This window comes from Pararhodobacter sp. (assembly GCF_034676545.1).
Taxonomy (GTDB): Bacteria; Pseudomonadota; Alphaproteobacteria; order Rhodobacterales; family Rhodobacteraceae; genus Pararhodobacter.
Genome location: NZ_JAUCBZ010000011.1, coordinates 103,017 through 119,472 on the forward strand (window position 1 = coordinate 103,017; position 16,456 = coordinate 119,472).

Annotated in this window: 20 protein-coding genes; 8 read left to right on the forward strand and 12 right to left on the reverse strand. The window is 62.0% G+C overall.

Annotated features, from left to right (window positions below):
* The 10 genes from VDQ28_RS02160 to VDQ28_RS02205 form a co-directional block, all read right to left on the reverse strand.
* Entirely contained in the window at positions 1-681 is a 681-nt protein-coding gene (locus VDQ28_RS02160; protein WP_323034405.1) for a type IV secretion system protein, read from the reverse strand.
* A 48-nt stretch (positions 682-729) separates the two neighbouring features.
* Positions 730-1,746: a type IV secretion system protein gene (locus tag VDQ28_RS02165; protein ID WP_323034406.1), complete on the reverse strand. Its 1,017-nt coding sequence runs from the start codon at positions 1,744-1,746 to the stop codon at positions 730-732.
* A complete protein-coding gene (locus VDQ28_RS02170; protein WP_323034407.1) occupies positions 1,728-2,207 on the reverse strand; it encodes a hypothetical protein in 480 nt (159 codons plus the stop codon). The genes VDQ28_RS02165 and VDQ28_RS02170 overlap by 19 nt, the downstream gene beginning before the upstream one ends.
* Before the next feature lie 2 nt (positions 2,208-2,209).
* Positions 2,210-3,007 (reverse strand): type IV secretion system protein, encoded by a 798-nt coding sequence (locus VDQ28_RS02175; RefSeq protein ID WP_189382377.1) that lies wholly within the window; start codon positions 3,005-3,007, stop codon positions 2,210-2,212.
* Positions 3,004-4,176, reverse strand: coding sequence for a lytic transglycosylase domain-containing protein (locus VDQ28_RS02180; RefSeq protein ID WP_323034408.1), 1,173 nt, complete (start codon positions 4,174-4,176; stop codon positions 3,004-3,006). Before VDQ28_RS02180 ends, VDQ28_RS02175 begins: the two co-directional genes overlap by 4 nt.
* A 161-nt stretch (positions 4,177-4,337) precedes the next feature.
* The gene (locus VDQ28_RS02185; protein ID WP_323034409.1) at positions 4,338-6,680 is read right to left on the reverse strand and encodes a type IV secretion system protein B4; all 2,343 of its coding nucleotides are present in this window, start codon (positions 6,678-6,680) and stop codon (positions 4,338-4,340) included.
* Positions 6,670-6,936 (reverse strand): VirB3 family type IV secretion system protein, encoded by a 267-nt coding sequence (locus VDQ28_RS02190; protein ID WP_089258429.1) that lies wholly within the window; start codon positions 6,934-6,936, stop codon positions 6,670-6,672. The genes VDQ28_RS02185 and VDQ28_RS02190 overlap by 11 nt, the downstream gene beginning before the upstream one ends.
* A gap of 13 nt (positions 6,937-6,949) precedes the next feature.
* Entirely contained in the window at positions 6,950-7,249 is a 300-nt protein-coding gene (locus VDQ28_RS02195; protein ID WP_089258431.1) for a TrbC/VirB2 family protein, read from the reverse strand.
* A gap of 20 nt (positions 7,250-7,269) precedes the next feature.
* Positions 7,270-7,878 (reverse strand): lytic transglycosylase domain-containing protein, encoded by a 609-nt coding sequence (locus VDQ28_RS02200; RefSeq protein ID WP_235858275.1) that lies wholly within the window; start codon positions 7,876-7,878, stop codon positions 7,270-7,272.
* Entirely contained in the window at positions 7,862-8,200 is a 339-nt protein-coding gene (locus VDQ28_RS02205; protein ID WP_141135736.1) for a hypothetical protein, read from the reverse strand. The genes VDQ28_RS02200 and VDQ28_RS02205 overlap by 17 nt, the downstream gene beginning before the upstream one ends.
* Before the next feature lie 171 nt (positions 8,201-8,371).
* On the opposite strand from VDQ28_RS02205, the gene VDQ28_RS02210 reads away from it, so the two are divergent.
* From VDQ28_RS02210 to VDQ28_RS02220, 3 genes are all read left to right on the forward strand, one after another.
* Positions 8,372-8,803 (forward strand): hypothetical protein, encoded by a 432-nt coding sequence (locus tag VDQ28_RS02210; RefSeq protein ID WP_323034410.1) that lies wholly within the window; start codon positions 8,372-8,374, stop codon positions 8,801-8,803.
* The gene (locus VDQ28_RS02215) at positions 8,800-9,438 is read left to right on the forward strand and encodes a hypothetical protein (protein ID WP_235858277.1); all 639 of its coding nucleotides are present in this window, start codon (positions 8,800-8,802) and stop codon (positions 9,436-9,438) included. The genes VDQ28_RS02210 and VDQ28_RS02215 overlap by 4 nt, the downstream gene beginning before the upstream one ends.
* A 216-nt stretch (positions 9,439-9,654) precedes the next feature.
* Positions 9,655-10,497: a hypothetical protein gene (locus VDQ28_RS02220; protein WP_323034411.1), complete on the forward strand. Its 843-nt coding sequence runs from the start codon at positions 9,655-9,657 to the stop codon at positions 10,495-10,497.
* Positions 10,498-10,896: 399 nt separating this feature from the next.
* Here the strand turns inward: VDQ28_RS02220 and VDQ28_RS02225 are convergent, their stop codons facing one another.
* On the reverse strand, positions 10,897-11,334 hold the full coding sequence (locus tag VDQ28_RS02225; protein WP_089258439.1) for a MerR family transcriptional regulator: 438 nt from the start codon (positions 11,332-11,334) through the stop codon (positions 10,897-10,899).
* Positions 11,335-11,417: 83 nt separating this feature from the next.
* Between VDQ28_RS02225 and VDQ28_RS02230 the strand changes: the two genes are divergently transcribed.
* The 5 genes from VDQ28_RS02230 to VDQ28_RS02250 are packed head-to-tail and all read left to right on the forward strand — an operon-like array spanning position 11,418 to position 15,923.
* Positions 11,418-13,733, forward strand: a complete 2,316-nt coding sequence (locus tag VDQ28_RS02230; protein WP_413081135.1) for a heavy metal translocating P-type ATPase — start codon at positions 11,418-11,420, stop codon at positions 13,731-13,733.
* 4 nt (positions 13,734-13,737) lie between these two features.
* Complete coding sequence (locus VDQ28_RS02235; protein ID WP_089258441.1) at positions 13,738-14,361, forward strand: methyltransferase family protein; 624 nt, start codon at positions 13,738-13,740, stop codon at positions 14,359-14,361.
* Positions 14,358-14,843, forward strand: coding sequence for a signal peptidase II (gene lspA / locus VDQ28_RS02240; RefSeq protein WP_089258443.1), 486 nt, complete (start codon positions 14,358-14,360; stop codon positions 14,841-14,843). The genes VDQ28_RS02235 and lspA overlap by 4 nt, the downstream gene beginning before the upstream one ends.
* Positions 14,830-15,267: a disulfide bond formation protein B gene (locus VDQ28_RS02245; protein WP_089258445.1), complete on the forward strand. Its 438-nt coding sequence runs from the start codon at positions 14,830-14,832 to the stop codon at positions 15,265-15,267. The genes lspA and VDQ28_RS02245 overlap by 14 nt, the downstream gene beginning before the upstream one ends.
* Positions 15,264-15,923, forward strand: coding sequence for a DsbA family protein (locus VDQ28_RS02250; protein WP_089258447.1), 660 nt, complete (start codon positions 15,264-15,266; stop codon positions 15,921-15,923). Before VDQ28_RS02245 ends, VDQ28_RS02250 begins: the two co-directional genes overlap by 4 nt.
* Positions 15,924-15,929: 6 nt before the next feature.
* Here the strand turns inward: VDQ28_RS02250 and mntR are convergent, their stop codons facing one another.
* Entirely contained in the window at positions 15,930-16,382 is a 453-nt protein-coding gene (mntR, locus tag VDQ28_RS02255) for a manganese-binding transcriptional regulator MntR (RefSeq protein WP_089258449.1), read from the reverse strand.
* Between the last annotated feature and the right edge of the window lie 74 nt (positions 16,383-16,456).

The window sequence follows — 16,456 nt, forward strand, 5'->3', positions numbered from 1 at the left end:
TCAGCCTTCCGAAGGGGTGAGGGCCTCGGATGTGAGGCGATAATCGGTGACGAGGAATCCGGTCGGGTTTTGCCAGACGAGATCGAGGGCGGTCTGTTTGGTGGGCTCAAACCGGAAGGTGACGGTCGCGGTAAACTTGCCTTCCCGGTCGGGGATGCCCTCGCCATCCGAGACCCAGGTCTTGGTGAAGCGGACCTGCGCGGTGGTCTCGGTCACCGGCGTGATCGAGAGAATGTCGACCCGGACCTTGGAGCTCTCGCCGTAAAGCTTCGGCGGGTAATTGGGGTGGCCCTCGGTCCAGAGCGCCACGAGGGACGACTTCGCATTGGCCTCGGACCAGGTGTAGGCGCGGAGGATCCGTTCCTCGTTGTCGTGCTGGTCATAGGTTTCGCGGTCGGTGACATAGGCGAAGAGGAGGCTTTGCCGGATGGCCTCGGCCTGTTCCATTCCGGCCTTCTCGACGGCGACCACCCGCTCGGCAACGCCGGTATCCTTGTCGACGATGGCGAGGAAGGCCTCGGTCTCTTTCAGGGGCAGGAGGGTCACAACGGCGATCATGCCCATGAGGCCGATGGCGAGCCCGCCGCCCGCCACCGCATAGGCGATGCGCTCGCGTTTCTTCACGCCGAAAAACATCTCGGCTTCGAGAAAACTTCTCAGTTCAGGGGGTGAACCTGTCATGGTCTTGCTCCGGGAAAGGGGGTTTGGCGCGGCTGGCGGGTGGCTGGTTCAGCTGTCGCGGATGAACTGGCCGAGCCGTAGCCGCGCGGCATGTCCACGTTCGGCATCCGACCTCGCCTGATCGCGCAAATGGTGGTGTTCGGTCTTGCCGGTCATGAAGCCGGAGCGGAACTCGTTCATGCGCCGGGCGGAATAGTCGCTGGCTTTTTCCAGAGGCTTGCCCGCAACTCGAAGGGCCTGCGGCGCGATGCTGGCGAGGCTGATCTGGCCGGTGATATGCGTCACGGCATTCGGTATGGCCATCAGGGCGAAGATGCCGACAAAGACGATGACGAAGAAACCGAGGATCGAGCCGAGATCGGTGACCGCATCTGCGTTCCGAAACACATCATGCGCGACGGTCACGACGGCAACGATGATCCCTGCGGAGGCAACCGGGTACATCAGGTAGCCGATCATCGCCGAGAGCCAGGCCTCGAAGATGCCTTTGGTCTTCTCGAAGATCGTGGCCCCGATGGCGAGCGGGGCGACACCCAGAAGGAAGGCGATCATCAGCTTGGCGAAGCCGACGATGAAAACATAGACCGCCATCAGGATGCCGAGGACCACATAGAGGATGGCGGCAACGAACCCCCGCATGATCGAGGACATGGCAGAGGAAACGCTATCGACGTTCCCGGCCATCATGTTGGCCATGTCATCCATGGCTGCTGTGGCGGAGGTCGCGACACCGCTGCCGCCAAGGCGGAAATATTCCAGCGCCAGATCGCTCAGACCATTGCTGGCGGCCTGATAGATCTGGCTGAAGTTCGACCAGGTAAGACCGAACATCAGCACCATCACGATGCGGAAAGCGAGCTGCACAGCATCGCGCATGGCGATCCGGTAGACGTTGAGGGCGGCATTGATCCCGACCATGACGAGGAGGAGGGCAAGGAGGCTCGAATAGATCGGGCCGACGGCGCTGGCCGTTGCTTCGAAAAACCGTTGGCCCGCCGCCGTGATCGCCGCATCCAAAGTCGTCAGAATGGTCGAGACGCTGTCCATCAGAAAGAACCGCCACACATGGTCTCGGCGATGGGAAACAGCTCATTCGAGGCGTCGAAGACCGCCTTGGTGTCCTGCCAGCTCAGAGGCTCTGTTCCGGTTTCTTTGCGGATAGATGCTGCAATGAGGTCCACGTCGGACCAGGCTGCAACTTTCCCTGCACAGGTGCAGTCGCTTGTGGCGATCACGTTCCGCACCTTCACGTAGCCATAGATATCCCGATATGCGCGTGCCTCCGGCCCTTTCTGGCTCAGGGCATATTCCGGCGGCCACTGGGCCTCGCAGTTGCGGAACTCTTCGTTCACCGCACCCGGGATCGGCTGGACATCGTCCGGCAAAACGACCTTCGGCAGGACGTCGAGAAAGGACTCTTCCTGCACCAGATCGGCCGGGGCAGGGGTCTCGGCCGAGGCCATCCCCGTCCACAGGGTCGCCAGGATCAGGGCCGCACTGAACGGCTTCTGTTGGAGCTTGCCCATTTTCATTCCTTCCGGATCACTTTGATGAACTTCTCTTCCTCGGCAGCCGTCGCGGCATCCATGACGCCGGCTTCCCCCATGCCCATGAGCTGCGCAGATTCCATGTTCCAGATATTGGCCATGGCGATGGACAGCTCGGCCGTGACCCTCGTGTTGAGGTCGATGGCTTCCTTCAGCCCCTCGGTGTCCGGGATCTCCTGGACAAGTTCGTGCACCCGTTCGAGGCTTTCGGACGCCTTGACCGAGGATGTTTCCGCCGCGGCCGACAGGAAGGCGGCCGTGTTGGCCTGCGTGCCGATCCGCGCCGCGCCCGGATCCTCGCTTTTCGAAAGCGTGTCGACGGTGGCGGTGTCCAAACCGACCGAGGCGAAGAAATCCGACACATATTGCCCGGCCGGCTTGTCGCCGACCTTGCCCGAAGTCGTCATCAGCGAATACTTCCCGTCCTTCGCCGCGATGAGACCGCCGGTCAGGTCAGCGACATCTGGCAGGATGTCGTCAAAGAACGTGTCAGGGTCCGGAATGCCCAAGGCCTCCAGCGTCAGCCCGTTCCGGAGCGCATCGAGCTGTGCCTTCAGTGTGGCTATCTGTTCGATCTGCTTCAGGATCTGCTCGTCGAGCTTCAGGTTCGAGGCGATCATCTCGCGCACCTGCAGCTTGGCCTCGGTCAGCACCTCTCCGATCTTGGCGATGCTGGTGAGGTCGATGGTGGGCACGCCTTGGCCTGCCACTGGGAGCGGTAGCGCCAGTGCTGCGGTGAAGAGAAAGGGGCCGATGCCCCGGATGCGCTTGGGGATCATTCCGAACCAGCCTTTACCTTGATGAATGTTGCGTCGCGGGCGTAAGCTTCGATCCAGAGCGCGTAGCGTGCCTGGTCGACCTTGACCCTTGCGGCCTTGACCCGGTCTACCATCAGCGCGATCCGCACGGCCTCGGCCCGGGCATAGGTATTGAGATCCAGCGCTTCCTTGGCCGACTTGGTGGTCGGGATCTTCTCGATGAGGACGCGGAGCCGTTTCAGCGAAGCCTCGATCTCGAGGCTTGCTTCCATGCCATAGTGCAACCCTGCGTCCGAGACATTGGAGGCCGTGGCGATTGCCATGTCGCGCGGATCGAAGGTGCCGACCTGATCGATGCCGCTGATCTTTGCTGCATAGGCGTTGAAGAACCCGGTAATGCGGACCACGTAGTCCTGAGTTTCCTTGAAGGGCGGGATGCCACCGTATTTCGAGACATTGCCGGGACCGGCGTTGTAGGCGGCGAGCGCCAGCGGGACTGAGCCAAACTTGTTGAGCTGTGTCAGGAAATACCGGGCACCCCCATCAAGCTGCAGCATCGGGTCGTCATAGTAGGCCGGATAGATGCCGAGATCCTTGGCAGTATCCGGCATCACCTGCGTCAGGCCGAAGGCACCGACGGGTGACCGCGCACCGATGGAAAACCCGGATTCCTGTTTCACGAGGCTCTGGAACCAGATGCGGAATTCGACGGGGTTGAGACCGGCCCGCGCGAGGCCCGGATGGCCCGCGTACTTCTTCGCGGTAGTGACGATCATCTCCTCGATGCCGGTCTTGCCATCTCCGAACAGCCGCGCTGCATAGGGGCTGTCGTCCTCGACATCATAGAGGACTTCCGCCTCGGCTCCGGGGATCACTTCCAGATCACCGATCCATGGTGTGTTGCCCGTCATCATCGCCAGCGTGGCGTCGAGCGCATCGAGCTGTTCCTGATGCAACTCGGCAATCCGCGCCTTCTTGTCGGCCTCAAGCTCCCGCGCGCCGGTCAGATAGGACATCTGCGCGATCTCGAGGCTGTGCTGGATGATCGATTTGCCGTCGGCAATCGGCACGCCTTGTGCGAAGGCCGCCAGCGGCAGCGCTGTCGCCATCAGGACGAGCGCCCTGACAGAACGGGAAGATTTAGCGGCAGGGAATGACATCGACGGGCGAGGTGTTGCCGCGGGAGACAAGGCCCGCATCCGGGCTTGCGCCCTTGGTGGAAGTCGTCACAGTGGACCCAGCGGTGGCCCAGCAATTGGTCTTGGTGATCGGCACTTCAGCGCAGCCCGCGAGGCTGGAACATCCGAGTCCGATAAGCAAAGTTATGTAATATATTGATTTCATTTGGTAATCATTCCTTCCAGAATTTGGGCCGCGCGGCATAGTCAGCGCCGAAGGCATTGATCCCGGCCTGACCGCCGCCAAGCGCTGTCAGCAAAGGCCCGAGCGCCTTCAGATCGACGTTCAGAACGGTCGAACCGCGTGGGGAGCGCGACAGAACCAGCCGCTGGCCTGGGATCGGGTTCAGGACGAAGTCGAGCTCGCCATCGGTCAGGCGGAAACTTTCGTAGTCGGCCGAGGCCGCCTCGCCGTTCGGGAACAGGAGCTGGTTCGGCAGCGCTTCCAGGATCGACCGGGCTTTCGATCCCCGGATCTGGCTTGGGAACTGGGTCATCATGACGACGACCACATTCTTCTTCCGGGCCGTCACCAGCCATTCGGCGAGCTTCTTCGCGAAGTATTCGTCGTCGAGGACCTTCCAGGCCTCGTCGATCAGGATCAGCGTCGGGCGCTTTTCCTCGATCAGCATTTCGATGCGGCGGAAGAGATAGCCGAGGATCGCGGTGCGCTCGGTGCCGAGATCGAGGATTTCGGTGAGATCGACCGCCGTCACATCATGGCTGGTGAAATCCACCACCGGCTCTTTCGCCTCTCCGAAGACCCAACCATAGCGGCCGTCCGGTCCCCATTCGCGGAGGCGCTGTGCCAGATCGAGGCCATCACCGACATCGCCGAATAGCTCCTGGAAACTCTGGAAGTTCCGCAAACCCTCGCGTGCCTTGCCATTCTGCGCGATGGCAGACTTGAGCGCCTCGGACTGCAGCGGTGTCATGGGCCCGGAGCGGGATTCAAGGAGAGCAACCAGCCAGTCGAGAAGCCAGGCTTCCCCGCGCTCACCAGCCTCCGTCGCAAGTGGGTTAAGTCCTGTCGGGCGTCCCGCGCGGACTTCGGCATAGCGACCCCCGAGGGCATGCACGGCCATCTTCAATCCGGCTTCCTTGTCGAAGATGATCGTCCGGCCCCCTACCCTTTGGGCCTGGGCGGCAAGGAAGGCGACGGTCGTGGTCTTGCCCCCGCCAGATTTTCCGAGAACGAGGGTATGGCCGTTGGTCGGCTCCGCAGTCGGGTCCCCTGGCTCATGGAAGCTGAAACGGTGGAGTGATCCCTGCAGCGTCTGGAAAGCAGTGATCGGCGTCGCCCAAGGCAGGCGCGCCTTTTCCGTGCCGGTGTCCGCGGCATGAAGGGCCGCCATGTCCGCGAAATTGATCGACGACACTGTCATGTCGCGCGCCCGGTAGTCCATGTTGCCGGGATGCATGGCGAAGAAAGCCGCTTCGAGCGCCGTGACCTCGCGCACGAGCCGCATGCCATTCTGATGCGCGATGCCGCGGATGCGGGCGACCTCAGAGTCGAGCGCGGTTTCGGTTTCCGCAAAGACCGTGATTGTCATCTGATGCACGCCAAAACCCAGCGTCCCGCTCTCGGCTTTGTCGGCCGCCTCGAAAAGCTGCGCCTCAACTGTGGCAGCGATATCCTCGGCCGAGCGCATTTGCGCGACGCGGCGTTTCACCCGCTCGGCGATACTGCCGCGCTCGATGGGCGTGTAGCTGTGGGTGATGATCGTGTCCTGCGCGGCCCCAAGAGCATCAAGCATTCCGGGCCAGGTCGCATTGGCATAGGATTTGACATAGAGGACGGCGGCGAGTTTTGGGGTGGACGTCCCCTCTTCGATTTCGACCACGCCCTTGCCAAACTGCACGGATGCACCGGCGGCGTCTTCCGCAAGGAGGCAGTACGGGCTGCGCGGATGGTCCCGCAACTCACCGGTCAGAAGCGAGGCGTAAAAGCCGATCAGGCTTCCATCACTGATCTTCATCCTGCGGGTCTTGATGCCAAGACCGGTCTCAAGGATGGAGGCCACCTCGCGCAGTTCTTCCAGACGGCGGGCGGTGTCTTCGCCCCAGACCCGGGCCGCGGCCTTGCCGAACAATGGCACGGCCAGCGGCGCCACTTGCCGCCGGACGACCGTCAGGATCAGCACCGAGTCCTGCAGATTGCGGCGTGTAAGCTCCCGGCTCCAAGCCTTGTCGATGTCGGCCGCAAAGCTGAGCCCATGGATGGGCACGATGCCGGTGTCCGCTGGTCGCATCATCCGGTGCAGATAGAAGGTGAACCGCTCGTCGAGCGTGTCGAGGAGATGCGCAAATCCCGCCCGAAGGGCTGAGACCGCAGCCGCGCCTGACGTGACGCCGTCGATGCCCGTCACTTCAAGTGACAGCATCAGCGCATTGTCCCGGGTTCGGACGACCTCGTCATCAAGCTCGATGACGTAAGGCAGATGGGCATAGATCTTAGGGCTGGCCGGGATCAACCGCCCTGCCCTGCCCTTTGGCTGGTCCCGCTCAAGAAACATGGCGCCGCCTGCGGTTCAGGATGGCAAGCGGCGTGGTTTCGATCATGACCGCAAGTACATGGTGGCCGTTCGGGTTGATTTTTGCGGACGCGCGGGCAACTCCGTACCAGACCGGGGCGGTCAGGAACCACCAGACCGGCTTGAAGAGGATGAAGGGCAGCACGGTCATCGCTCCCACTGCCATGGCATAGGGCATCGGCAGGCCGAGAAACTTGGCTTGCCGCGAAAGCCCGAGGATGACCGCGCTTTTCTCCATCTACCGCCCCCGATCAGCTGAAGGAAGAGCGGAGATTGGCAACGATGGTCGGCCCTGCGAACACCAGAAACGCCCCCACGACAACCAAGGCCACCCATGCCCAGCTGATGCGATTGAACGCCGCGAGGAAGCCGGTCACCACAAAGGCAATGCCGAAGAAGGCAGTCGCAAACACGCCCCGGAAAGATGCGAGAAGGCCGGTCGCGACCCTTTCAGCTTTCGTGAACACAACTTGTGCCGCAGCGGGTTCTGCCTGAGCCAGCAACAGGGTGCAAAAGGTCAGGCCCAGAAGAGCCAGTGTGGAAGTGCGCATAGTTTGGTTTGTCCTTTTGATCAGAGATCGGCGAGGAGGCGGTCGTAAGCCGCCATCACCTTTACGATGTGGGATTGGGTTTCGTCATAGGGCGGGATGCCGTCATACTTGCGCACGGCTTCCGGCCCAGCATTATAGGCGGCAAGCGCAAGCTCGAGGCTGCCGAACTCGGCCATCTGCTCAAGAAGGTAGCGCGCACCACCGTCAAGGTTTTCGATGGGGTCGGCCGGATCGACGCGCAGATAGTCCGCTGTTCCGGGCATCAGTTGCGCGAGGCCAAGGGCGCCGGCATGGCTCACCGCCCCTTGGGTGTAATTGCTCTCGACCTTGATCATCGCCTGAAAAAACGCGGCCCATTCGGCCGGTGACAGGTCGATGGCGGCCAGAGCCGGATCGTCCTGATAGCGCGCGGCGATCAGCCGGATCGAGGGCAACACTTCCGCGGGTGCTGCGACACCCTTTGTGCTATAGGAGACCTTCTCCCCCTCCCGTTCCCGGGGTTCTTCTTCGGGCTCCGGGCGAACATGAACGATCAGCTTCCCCTGCCCGTCGTAGTGCAGGACGGATGTATCGAGTGCGGCAAGCTCGATCTCTGCCCCCTGCCCTTCCCGTTCATTCCACCGGATCACCTCGGCCTGCGAGGCTCCGCATGCCGCGCCGGACATCGCCAGCGACAGCAGGCACGTCGAGATGATCGAGGGCAAGTTTGCCGAAGGCGAGGCCGAACATCCCGATCGGCGAGTTGACGATCCGTTCCCGTGCAAGGGCCGTGACCAGCATGAAGCGTTCGCCTGAGGCGTTGACGACATAGAACAGCCACTCGCCGGAAAAGCGCCCCTCGGGGTCCGGAGCTGACACACACTCGATCTCAACCGTTGCTCCTTCCGTTGCCGCCATCTTGCGGAAATCGCGTTCCAGCAAGACGGGCAAAGCACGTCTTCTTGTCGTCATGGGTTCCCCTCGGGTTCGATCTGTCGGGGATCGTTGTAACGGAAAGTTTTCCGTGCGGCGATGCCTAACAGAAAGTCTGGCGTATACAACGTAAAAATGACAAACACGATAAAATAAGTCTTCAGTTGCGATCGACAACGGTCGCACCTCGTCGGCCAGACGAGCGGGCGGATGCCGGAGGAAGGATCAAAAGTGTCGATGAAATCCGATGGCCGAAATGCTTCGCACGACCAACGAAACAAGAGAAATAGCGCCCCGTTTCCGGTGCCGATCAGCGCGCTGCATTTACGTCAGATGGGCGTGCTGCGTGTCGCATACGCCGTGGTAACGAGCGCCTTGTTCGGTGTGGCCCCGACCTCGGCACAACCTGAGGCGATTCGCTGTCTGCCTCCCGAAGCACCGATGACCGAGCTGCCGGCCGACGTCCTGGCCGAGTACCGCGCAGAAATCGCGGCCGAGTTCGAAGCGTATTTCTCGTCAGTCACGGAACATATCGCCTGCCTCGATGAAGAGCGCGCCCGCGTCCTTGGCGAGGCCCGGGCGGCCACCGAGGCCTACGCCCGCCTCATCAACACCATCCCTGTCAGAAAGGATCTCCCGTGAAACCTCACCTCCCCGCCCTGCTCCTTGGTCTCGGGCTTTCGACCGCCGCCGTCTCACCGGCTGCTGCCTATCCGGTAGACTGCGCGATCCTGCTCTGTCTCGCGGGGGGCTGGCCGGCCTCCGCCGAATGCGCCCATGCACGGGCAGTATTCATTCGCCGCATCACACCCTGGCCGATTGAGCCGCCGCTGCAGATCTGGAACTGCCCGATGCGGGCGAGTTTCCGTGGGGAGGCGAAACCGTTGGAGCGCTTGTTCGACATCGGCGTTCGCATTGAACCGGTGCCGTTCGTCTTGATTCCAGAAACACAGCTGAAGCTTCAGCTTGTCCAGAATCGGGCGGATGTCGACATCTCCGATACGGCGTTTGACTTCGTCCGGTCGATCCGGGTCTTTGAGATCACCTACCAGCAACGAAGGAACCAGCATGGCGACTGCAACAGCTGGGGCGTCGTGTACATGGGCACCTATGGCGCTCAGGGCGACTACAGCCGTCGCCGGAGCAGCGTTTCTGCCGTTCCGGCCGCCTCAGTTCTCGCTGTGCCGGCGGACTGCCGCGACTATCGGCACCGGTCAGTCTTCGTTGAGTGGCGCGACTATGAAGGCAGCTATGGACATGAAGAGGTTCACTACTGAGCCCTGAACGACCTCTCTCCGCCGAAACGATCGAAAGACGCGGCTCCTAGAAACAGAAACGACGCCAGACCATAGGCCTGACGCCGCGCTGAATTCCCTCGTGGTAGTGGGAATTTAGCGCGAGCTTTGGGTCCGTTCAACCGGCAAATGCCTTTGCCGAAACGAAATTTTGCACGCCTCACGGTCTGGTGTCGCCCCAAGACGGAACGACACATCATGGAACTCACGACCGGTGCCATCCTGCGCCGTATCACCGAAACGCCGCTCTCCACGGCGGCGCACAAGCTCGCGACGATCATCCTCGACGGGATCGCCTGGAAGGATGGCTACAACGGCCTGGAGCGCGGAACAGCCGCGTTCACGCTGGCGCATCTCGCCGAGAAGATGGGAGTGTCGCGTCAGCACCTCACGGCACTGTTGGTCGAGCTTGCGGCTTCAGGATTGGCGCTGGTCCGGTGGAAGCCAAACGGTAAGTTCGCGCCGTGGCTCTTCAGGTTTGGGGGGCACGAGGCTGCCGATGCGCCGCCAGATGTCGTGTCAGCCTCAGGCGACACATCACTATCTAGAGACTCTAAGAACAAAACTATCTTTGCAGGCAGGATCGACATTGATGCAGGGAGCAACGTTTATCGCACACCTTGGGCGGATCTGATCAAGGCTGCGAAAGCGTCGCTCGCCTGCTGGAACGTCGATGCGCAGGTCATCTGGGAGCGCTTCCTTGCGTTCAACAGAGCGCGCGGGAATGCAGCTGTGCCCGCGGGGTTTCTTCTGGGCTTCATGCGGCGGTGGCGCGCCTTGCCAGAAACGAAAGTGAAAGGCGCTGTGCACGTAGAGCCGAAGCGCGCGGCAACCCTGAAGGAACAGGAACTGCAGCGGCTGATTTCGGCTGCTCCGAGCAAGAATTGGCAGTTTCACGCATCTGATCTCTGCAGGCTTATTGGCAAAGCGGCCTACGATGCCCGGGTTATTAGAGTCGCTGAACAATTCGGATGCGCAAGGTTCGCGGCCATCCTTGCGGTCCATGGCTACGCGGTCATCGCGTCTGAGATATCGCGATGAGAAGAGAAACTCCGAATTCTAATTCATCGTGGCCACGGTAAGCAGTCGTTGACCAGCTTTTTGGTTTGAGCGATTGCTTGTTACGTGACGTCTCGCGCCGGTCAGGAGGGAAAAAAGAACGACTGGTGCGTTAGTCAGACATGATTCGACCACTACTGCTCTGCACGCCAGGAACCGAAAGTAAATGATGTAGATCTCATCATTCACCGCACCCGACCTTCTTGCAAGATTCGAAAGTACCAAGGTTAACAGACTGGAGAAGATGGCAGGACTTGCCAAACCGGGAACCAGTCAAAGTTTTGTTGCGACTTGGCGCGTATATGTCCAATAGATGAAGCACACCGCGATCTCGCGCCGACGCCGCTCCGGCATCAACCGCACGCGCGCTTTTGGCGGCCGTCAATTCGGCTCAGGCTCGGGGTGGCGGTGATCAGCAGAGCATAGGGAATGGTCGCCCAGCACTTCGATCACCCGGCAATCGGCGATTTTCCCGCCTGCGCATTGCACGACCATGCGTTCCAGTTCACTTTTCAACGCCGTCAGCCTCGCAAGACGGCTTTCGACCTCAGCCAGTTGCGCCTTGGCGATGGCATCGGCGCCGGCACAGGATTGGTCGGGCTTGTCCGACAGGCTGAGGAGGTCGCGGATTGCCTCGAGGCTGAAGCCCAGGTCTCGGGCGTGGCGGATGAAGGCCAGCCGTTCCAGCGCTTTGCGGCTGTAAAGCCGCTGGTTACCTGAGCTACGCTCCGCTTCGGGCAAAAGGCCGATCTGCTCGTAGTAGCGAATCGTCGGAACCTTCACCCCGGCGGCTTCGCCCAATTTTCCGATGGTCAGCATCAGATTCCTCTTGAAGCTATAGTTGCTAGAGACATTAAGTTACTGATTCGATGAAATCAACTGCCCGCCCTGCGGCAGGAGGAATGACGATGCCAGAAGCTGCACGCGAAACGTCCTGCGACTGGACAGTGACAGGCATGGACTGCGGGTCCTGCGCAACTAAAATCAAAGATGCTGTCGCGCGTCTGCCGGGAGTAAGCGGCGTTGAGGTCGGGATCATGTCGGAGCGCCTGCGACTGACGCTCGATGAAACACAGACCGGGAAAGACAGGATCGAGAAGACTGTCCGCGCACTTGGCTACGAGATTGCGCCACGCACGGCATCGGCGAAGAAAGAGTTCGTTTTGCCCGGACAAGCTGCAGTCGAAAAGACTGACGCGGATGCGGATGTCAATCACGCCAAACACGATCATGCCAGTCACAATCATGCCGGTCACGATCACGGCCTAAAGGCAGCCGGCACCAAGCAGGACGAGTCCAGCCACGGTAGCGCCGGCCATATCCATGACGACCCTGCTGACCGGAGCAAGCGGTGGTTTCAAACGGCCAAGGGTAGGCTGGTGATCTTCACTGCCTTTTTGCTGGGTGCCGCCTGGATCATCGAATATCTTGCGCCCGAGATCGGCAAATGGGCCTTCGTCGCGGCCTGTCTGATCGGCGTGGCCCCGGTGGCGCAGCGTGCCTTTGCGGCATTGCGGATGGGGCAACCATTTACCATCGAAAGCCTGATGACCATCGCTGCCATCGGCGCGCTGTTCATCAATGCGGCCGAAGAGGCGGCGTTGGTCGTTTTCCTCTTCGCCGTGGGCGAAGTTTTGGAAGGCGTCGCGGCAGGCAAAGCGCGCGACGGGATCCGGGCGCTGGCAAATCTTGTCCCGAAGACCGCGCAACTCGTCACCGGCGACACCACGCGCGAGGTGCCTGCCGCAAGCCTGAACGTGGGCCAGACCGTGCTGGTCCGCCCCGGCGACCGGATTCCGGCGGATGGCGAGATCGTGGACGGCACGTCGGGCGTCGATGAAAGCCCGGTCACTGGCGAAAGCGTGCCCAAGACGCGCGGGCCGGGGGATGCGGTCTTCGCAGGCGCAATCAACACCGAGGCAGCGCTGCGGGTAAAAGTCACTAAGGGCGCGGAAGACAACACCATCGCCCGCATCATCCGTCTGGTCGAAGAGGCCGAGGAGGCCCGCGCGCCGACCGAGCGCTTCATCGACCGCTTCAGCCGCTGGTATATGCCCGCCATCGTTGCCGTGGCGGCGCTGGTGGCGCTGGTGCCGCCGCTGGCGTTCGACCAGCCTTGGGACACCTGGGTTTACCGCGGTCTTGCCCTACTGCTGATCGGTTGCCCTTGCGCGCTGGTCATTTCGGTCCCCGCTTCCATTGCCTCGGCTATGTCCACGGGCGCGCGGCGCGGCCTCTTGATGAAAGGCGGTGCCGTGATCGAGGCGGCGGCGAAGGTTGATGTCGTGACCTTCGACAAGACCGGGACGTTGACACATGGTCGTCCACAGGTGACGGACGTCGTGCCGTTCGGGGCCACCACCAAAGCCGAGCTTCTGGCCGTTGCGGCCGGGGTCGAGACGGGGTCGAGCCACCCGCTGGCCATCGCCATCCTGAACAAGGCAAAGGACGCAGGCGTGGCCGCGCTGTCGTCGCAGGATGCAAAGGCGTTGATGGGGAAAGGCGTGGTCGCGACGGTGGGTGGTGCGCCTGCATGGGTCACCTCTCCGCGTTACGCGATGGAACATGGTGGGCTTGAAGCCCTTGGTTTGCGACAGGCCACAATCTTCGAAGAGGATGGCAAGACCGCTGTTGCGGTGTTCCGGGAGAAGACCCCACTTGGGTTGATCGCCATGCGAGACGAGCCACGGGCGGACGCCAAGGATGCTGTGCGCCAGCTGACGGCCATGGGGGTGACCTCTGTGATCCTGACCGGGGATAACCCCCGCACAGCCTCCGCGATTGCCGGAAGCCTCGGCCTGCGGTTCGAGGCCGACATGCTACCCGAAGACAAGCTCGCCTATATCCGCGAGATTGGCTCCAAGGGTGGCGTCATGATGATTGGCGACGGTATCAACGATGCGCCGGCGCTGAAGCAGGCGTCGGTCGGCGTGGCGATGGGCTCGGGCACCGATGTGGCGCTGGAAACCGCCGATGCGGCAATCCTGCGCGACCGGGTGACAGACATCCCCGCCACGATCCGCCTGTCGCGTGTAGCGATGGCCAACATCCGCCAGAACGTGACCATCGCATTGGGGCTGAAAGCCGTGTTTCTGGTGACCTCGGTTTTCGGTCTGACCGGCCTGTGGATTGCGATCCTGGCCGATACCGGGGCGACAGTGCTTGTGACCCTGAACGCCCTGCGCCTGCTTCGGTTCAACCCTGAGCGTGAGAGCTGACATCATGATCTCAGGTTTTGGCTGGGCCGCGTTGGCCCTTCTGTTCGGCTATCTGGCTCTGTTCTTCTGGGGTAGTGCGCTGGCGGCGCAAGCGGCGGGTCGGCCTGTCTGGCTGTTTTCGCGCGCCACGGGACGCGACCGTCTGGCTGCGATGGGCTTCCGTCTCGCCTTCGTACTTGCCTTTTTCGGGCCACTCCTCTGGCTCGCCATGCCTGCCCTGCACAAGGTCGATCCCCTCTGGACCGAGGGGGGTGCCGTGGTCCTCGGCCTGATCGGAGTATTTGTCGCCGGACTTGGCGCGATGGTCGCCTTTGCAGCACAGATGTCGATGGGATCGTCGTGGCGCGTCGGCGTGGCAGGCGGCGAGACCGGCGATCTGGTCTCGAACGGGCTCTACCGCTTTAGCCGCAACCCAACCTTTGTCGGTCAGTTTGCCCTGCTGGCAGGTGTTGCGATGGCGGTTCCGGCAGTCCCGACAGTCCTCGCGCCAATCCTGTTTCTCTGGTCGGCCAGCACGCAAGTCCGGTCGGAAGAGGCCGCCCTGCATGACGCAATCGGGTCTGACTATGACCGTTACGCCGCATCGGTCCCGCGCTGGATCGGCATAAACCGAAAGGCTGCACGATGACCCGAGCGGTGCTGATCTGCCTGATCGCTGCCACAGTGGTGGCAGACCAATTGACCAAGGCAGCGGCCCTGTCTGCGCTGTCGCAGGGGATTGCGGTCCCGGTTTTTCCGGGCTTCAACCTCACCCTTGGCTTCAACGAGGGTGCGAGTTTTGGTATGATGGGTGGCGTCATGGCGGGCAAGCCGCTCCTGATGGCGGCGCTGACGGGCGCGCTGACGCTTGCCTTCGCCGTCATGGCTTTTCGGGCGCAGCACCCGCTGGAACGAATAGGTTATGGCCTGGTTGTGGGTGGGGCGCTTGGCAACATCATCGACCGCCTGCGACAGGGTGCCGTGACCGATTTTCTTGATTTCTATTGGCGCGACTGGCATTGGCCCACGTTCAACGTCGCCGATATTGCGATCACTCTGGGCGCGGTCTTGATCCTTGCCGCCTCTCTTCCCCTTCGACGCCGCAAGGAGCCTGTTCTTGACCAAAGCTGACCCGCAGAGTTTGTCGCGCGACGATCTCTCACTGATCGCCGCCTTCCTGATTGCATTGGCGGCGACGCTTGGCGCGCTCTTTATCGGCGAAGTGTTGGGACAGATGCCCTGTACGCTCTGCTGGTATCAGCGCATCGCCATGTTCCCGCTCGTGCCAATCCTTGGTCTGTCGCTCTGGCGTGCAGACGGCATAGCGCGCACATACGCCTTGCCGTTGGCCTTGGCCGGGCTGGCGCTAGCGGCCTGGCATTCGGGCCTATACGCCGGCCTCTTGCCCGCGCCTATCGTGCCTTGCACTGAGAATGGCCCATCCTGCACCGGCGAGGCGCAGATGATCCTCGGCCTGCCCATCCCCTATCTTTCAGCGGTCGCCTTCGCGGCGATCCTTGTTTGTCTCCTCTTGCCGAAAGGGCACCGCCCATAAATCGCCGCAACCTCCTGATCGGAGCATCCGCAGTCGGGCTTGCCGCCTTTGCAGCTGGCACCATCATCCTGAACCGTCGCCGTGAAGCCGAGGCCGAGGCACTGGCAGCCGCCACGCCCACCGCAGATCAGGCGCTTTTGGTCCGAGAGTATTCCCCCAGCTTCGGTCCCGCCGATGCGCCCGTCACATTGGTCGAGTTCTTCGATCCCTCTTGCGAGGCCTGCCGCGCTTACCACCCGGTGGTGCAGGAAATCCGACGGCAGTTTCCGACGCAGGTCCGCGTTGTGCTGCGCTACACCGTCTTCCACGAAGGCTCGGACGAGGCCGTGCGCATCCTCGAGGCCGCGCGGATGCAGGACAAGTTCGAGCCGGTGCTGGACGCACTTCTCGAGCAGCAGCCCGGTTGGGCCGTTCACGGCTCGCCAGAGATGGATGTCGCTTGGGAAATCGCTGGTGCGGCAGGTCTCGATCTCGAGAAGGCAGAAACCGACCAGTTCTTCCCGGGGATCACCGGAATTCTGAACCAGGACGCGGCCGATGTCGAAGCCCTGGGCATCCGCCAGACACCGACGTTTTTCTTGAACGGAAAGCGGCTGGAAAACTTCAGCGCCGACAGCCTGATCGCCGATGTGCGGTTCGCGGTCCAGAATAGCTGACGGCGTTCAGGACCGGCTAGCGAAGGCCGAAAACAGGGCCAGCGTCCGCTCGCTGACGTGATGCTCGATGCCCTCGGCATCGCGCTCCGCCGTTACGGGGTCGAGACCTAGACTGATGAGAAAGCGCAGCACGATCTCGTGCCGCCGCCGGCATTCCTTTGCCAGCGAACGCCCGTCATCTGTCAGAAAGACCGACCGATACTTCGCGCGCGTGATCAGCCCCTCCCGCGCCAGGCGGTCGAGCGTCTTGCTCACCGTCGGCACTTTCACGCCAAGCCGCGCGGCGATGTCCACGGGCCGCGCCTCACCTTGGTCGTGGATCAACTCCGCAATCAGTTCGACGTAATCCTCGGCCAGCTCATTGCGCCGGGCTTCGCGCACGCCCTGAAACGCTCCGGCGCGCAGGTCCGCAGGCCGGTCATCCGATGTGGCGTGGGGTGCAGGATCAAACTCTGTCATCGCGTCAGTGTCGCATGGGATGGATTGACAAGTAAAGGCATAGGGCAGATTGTTAGCCCTGTCTAACTTTGTGC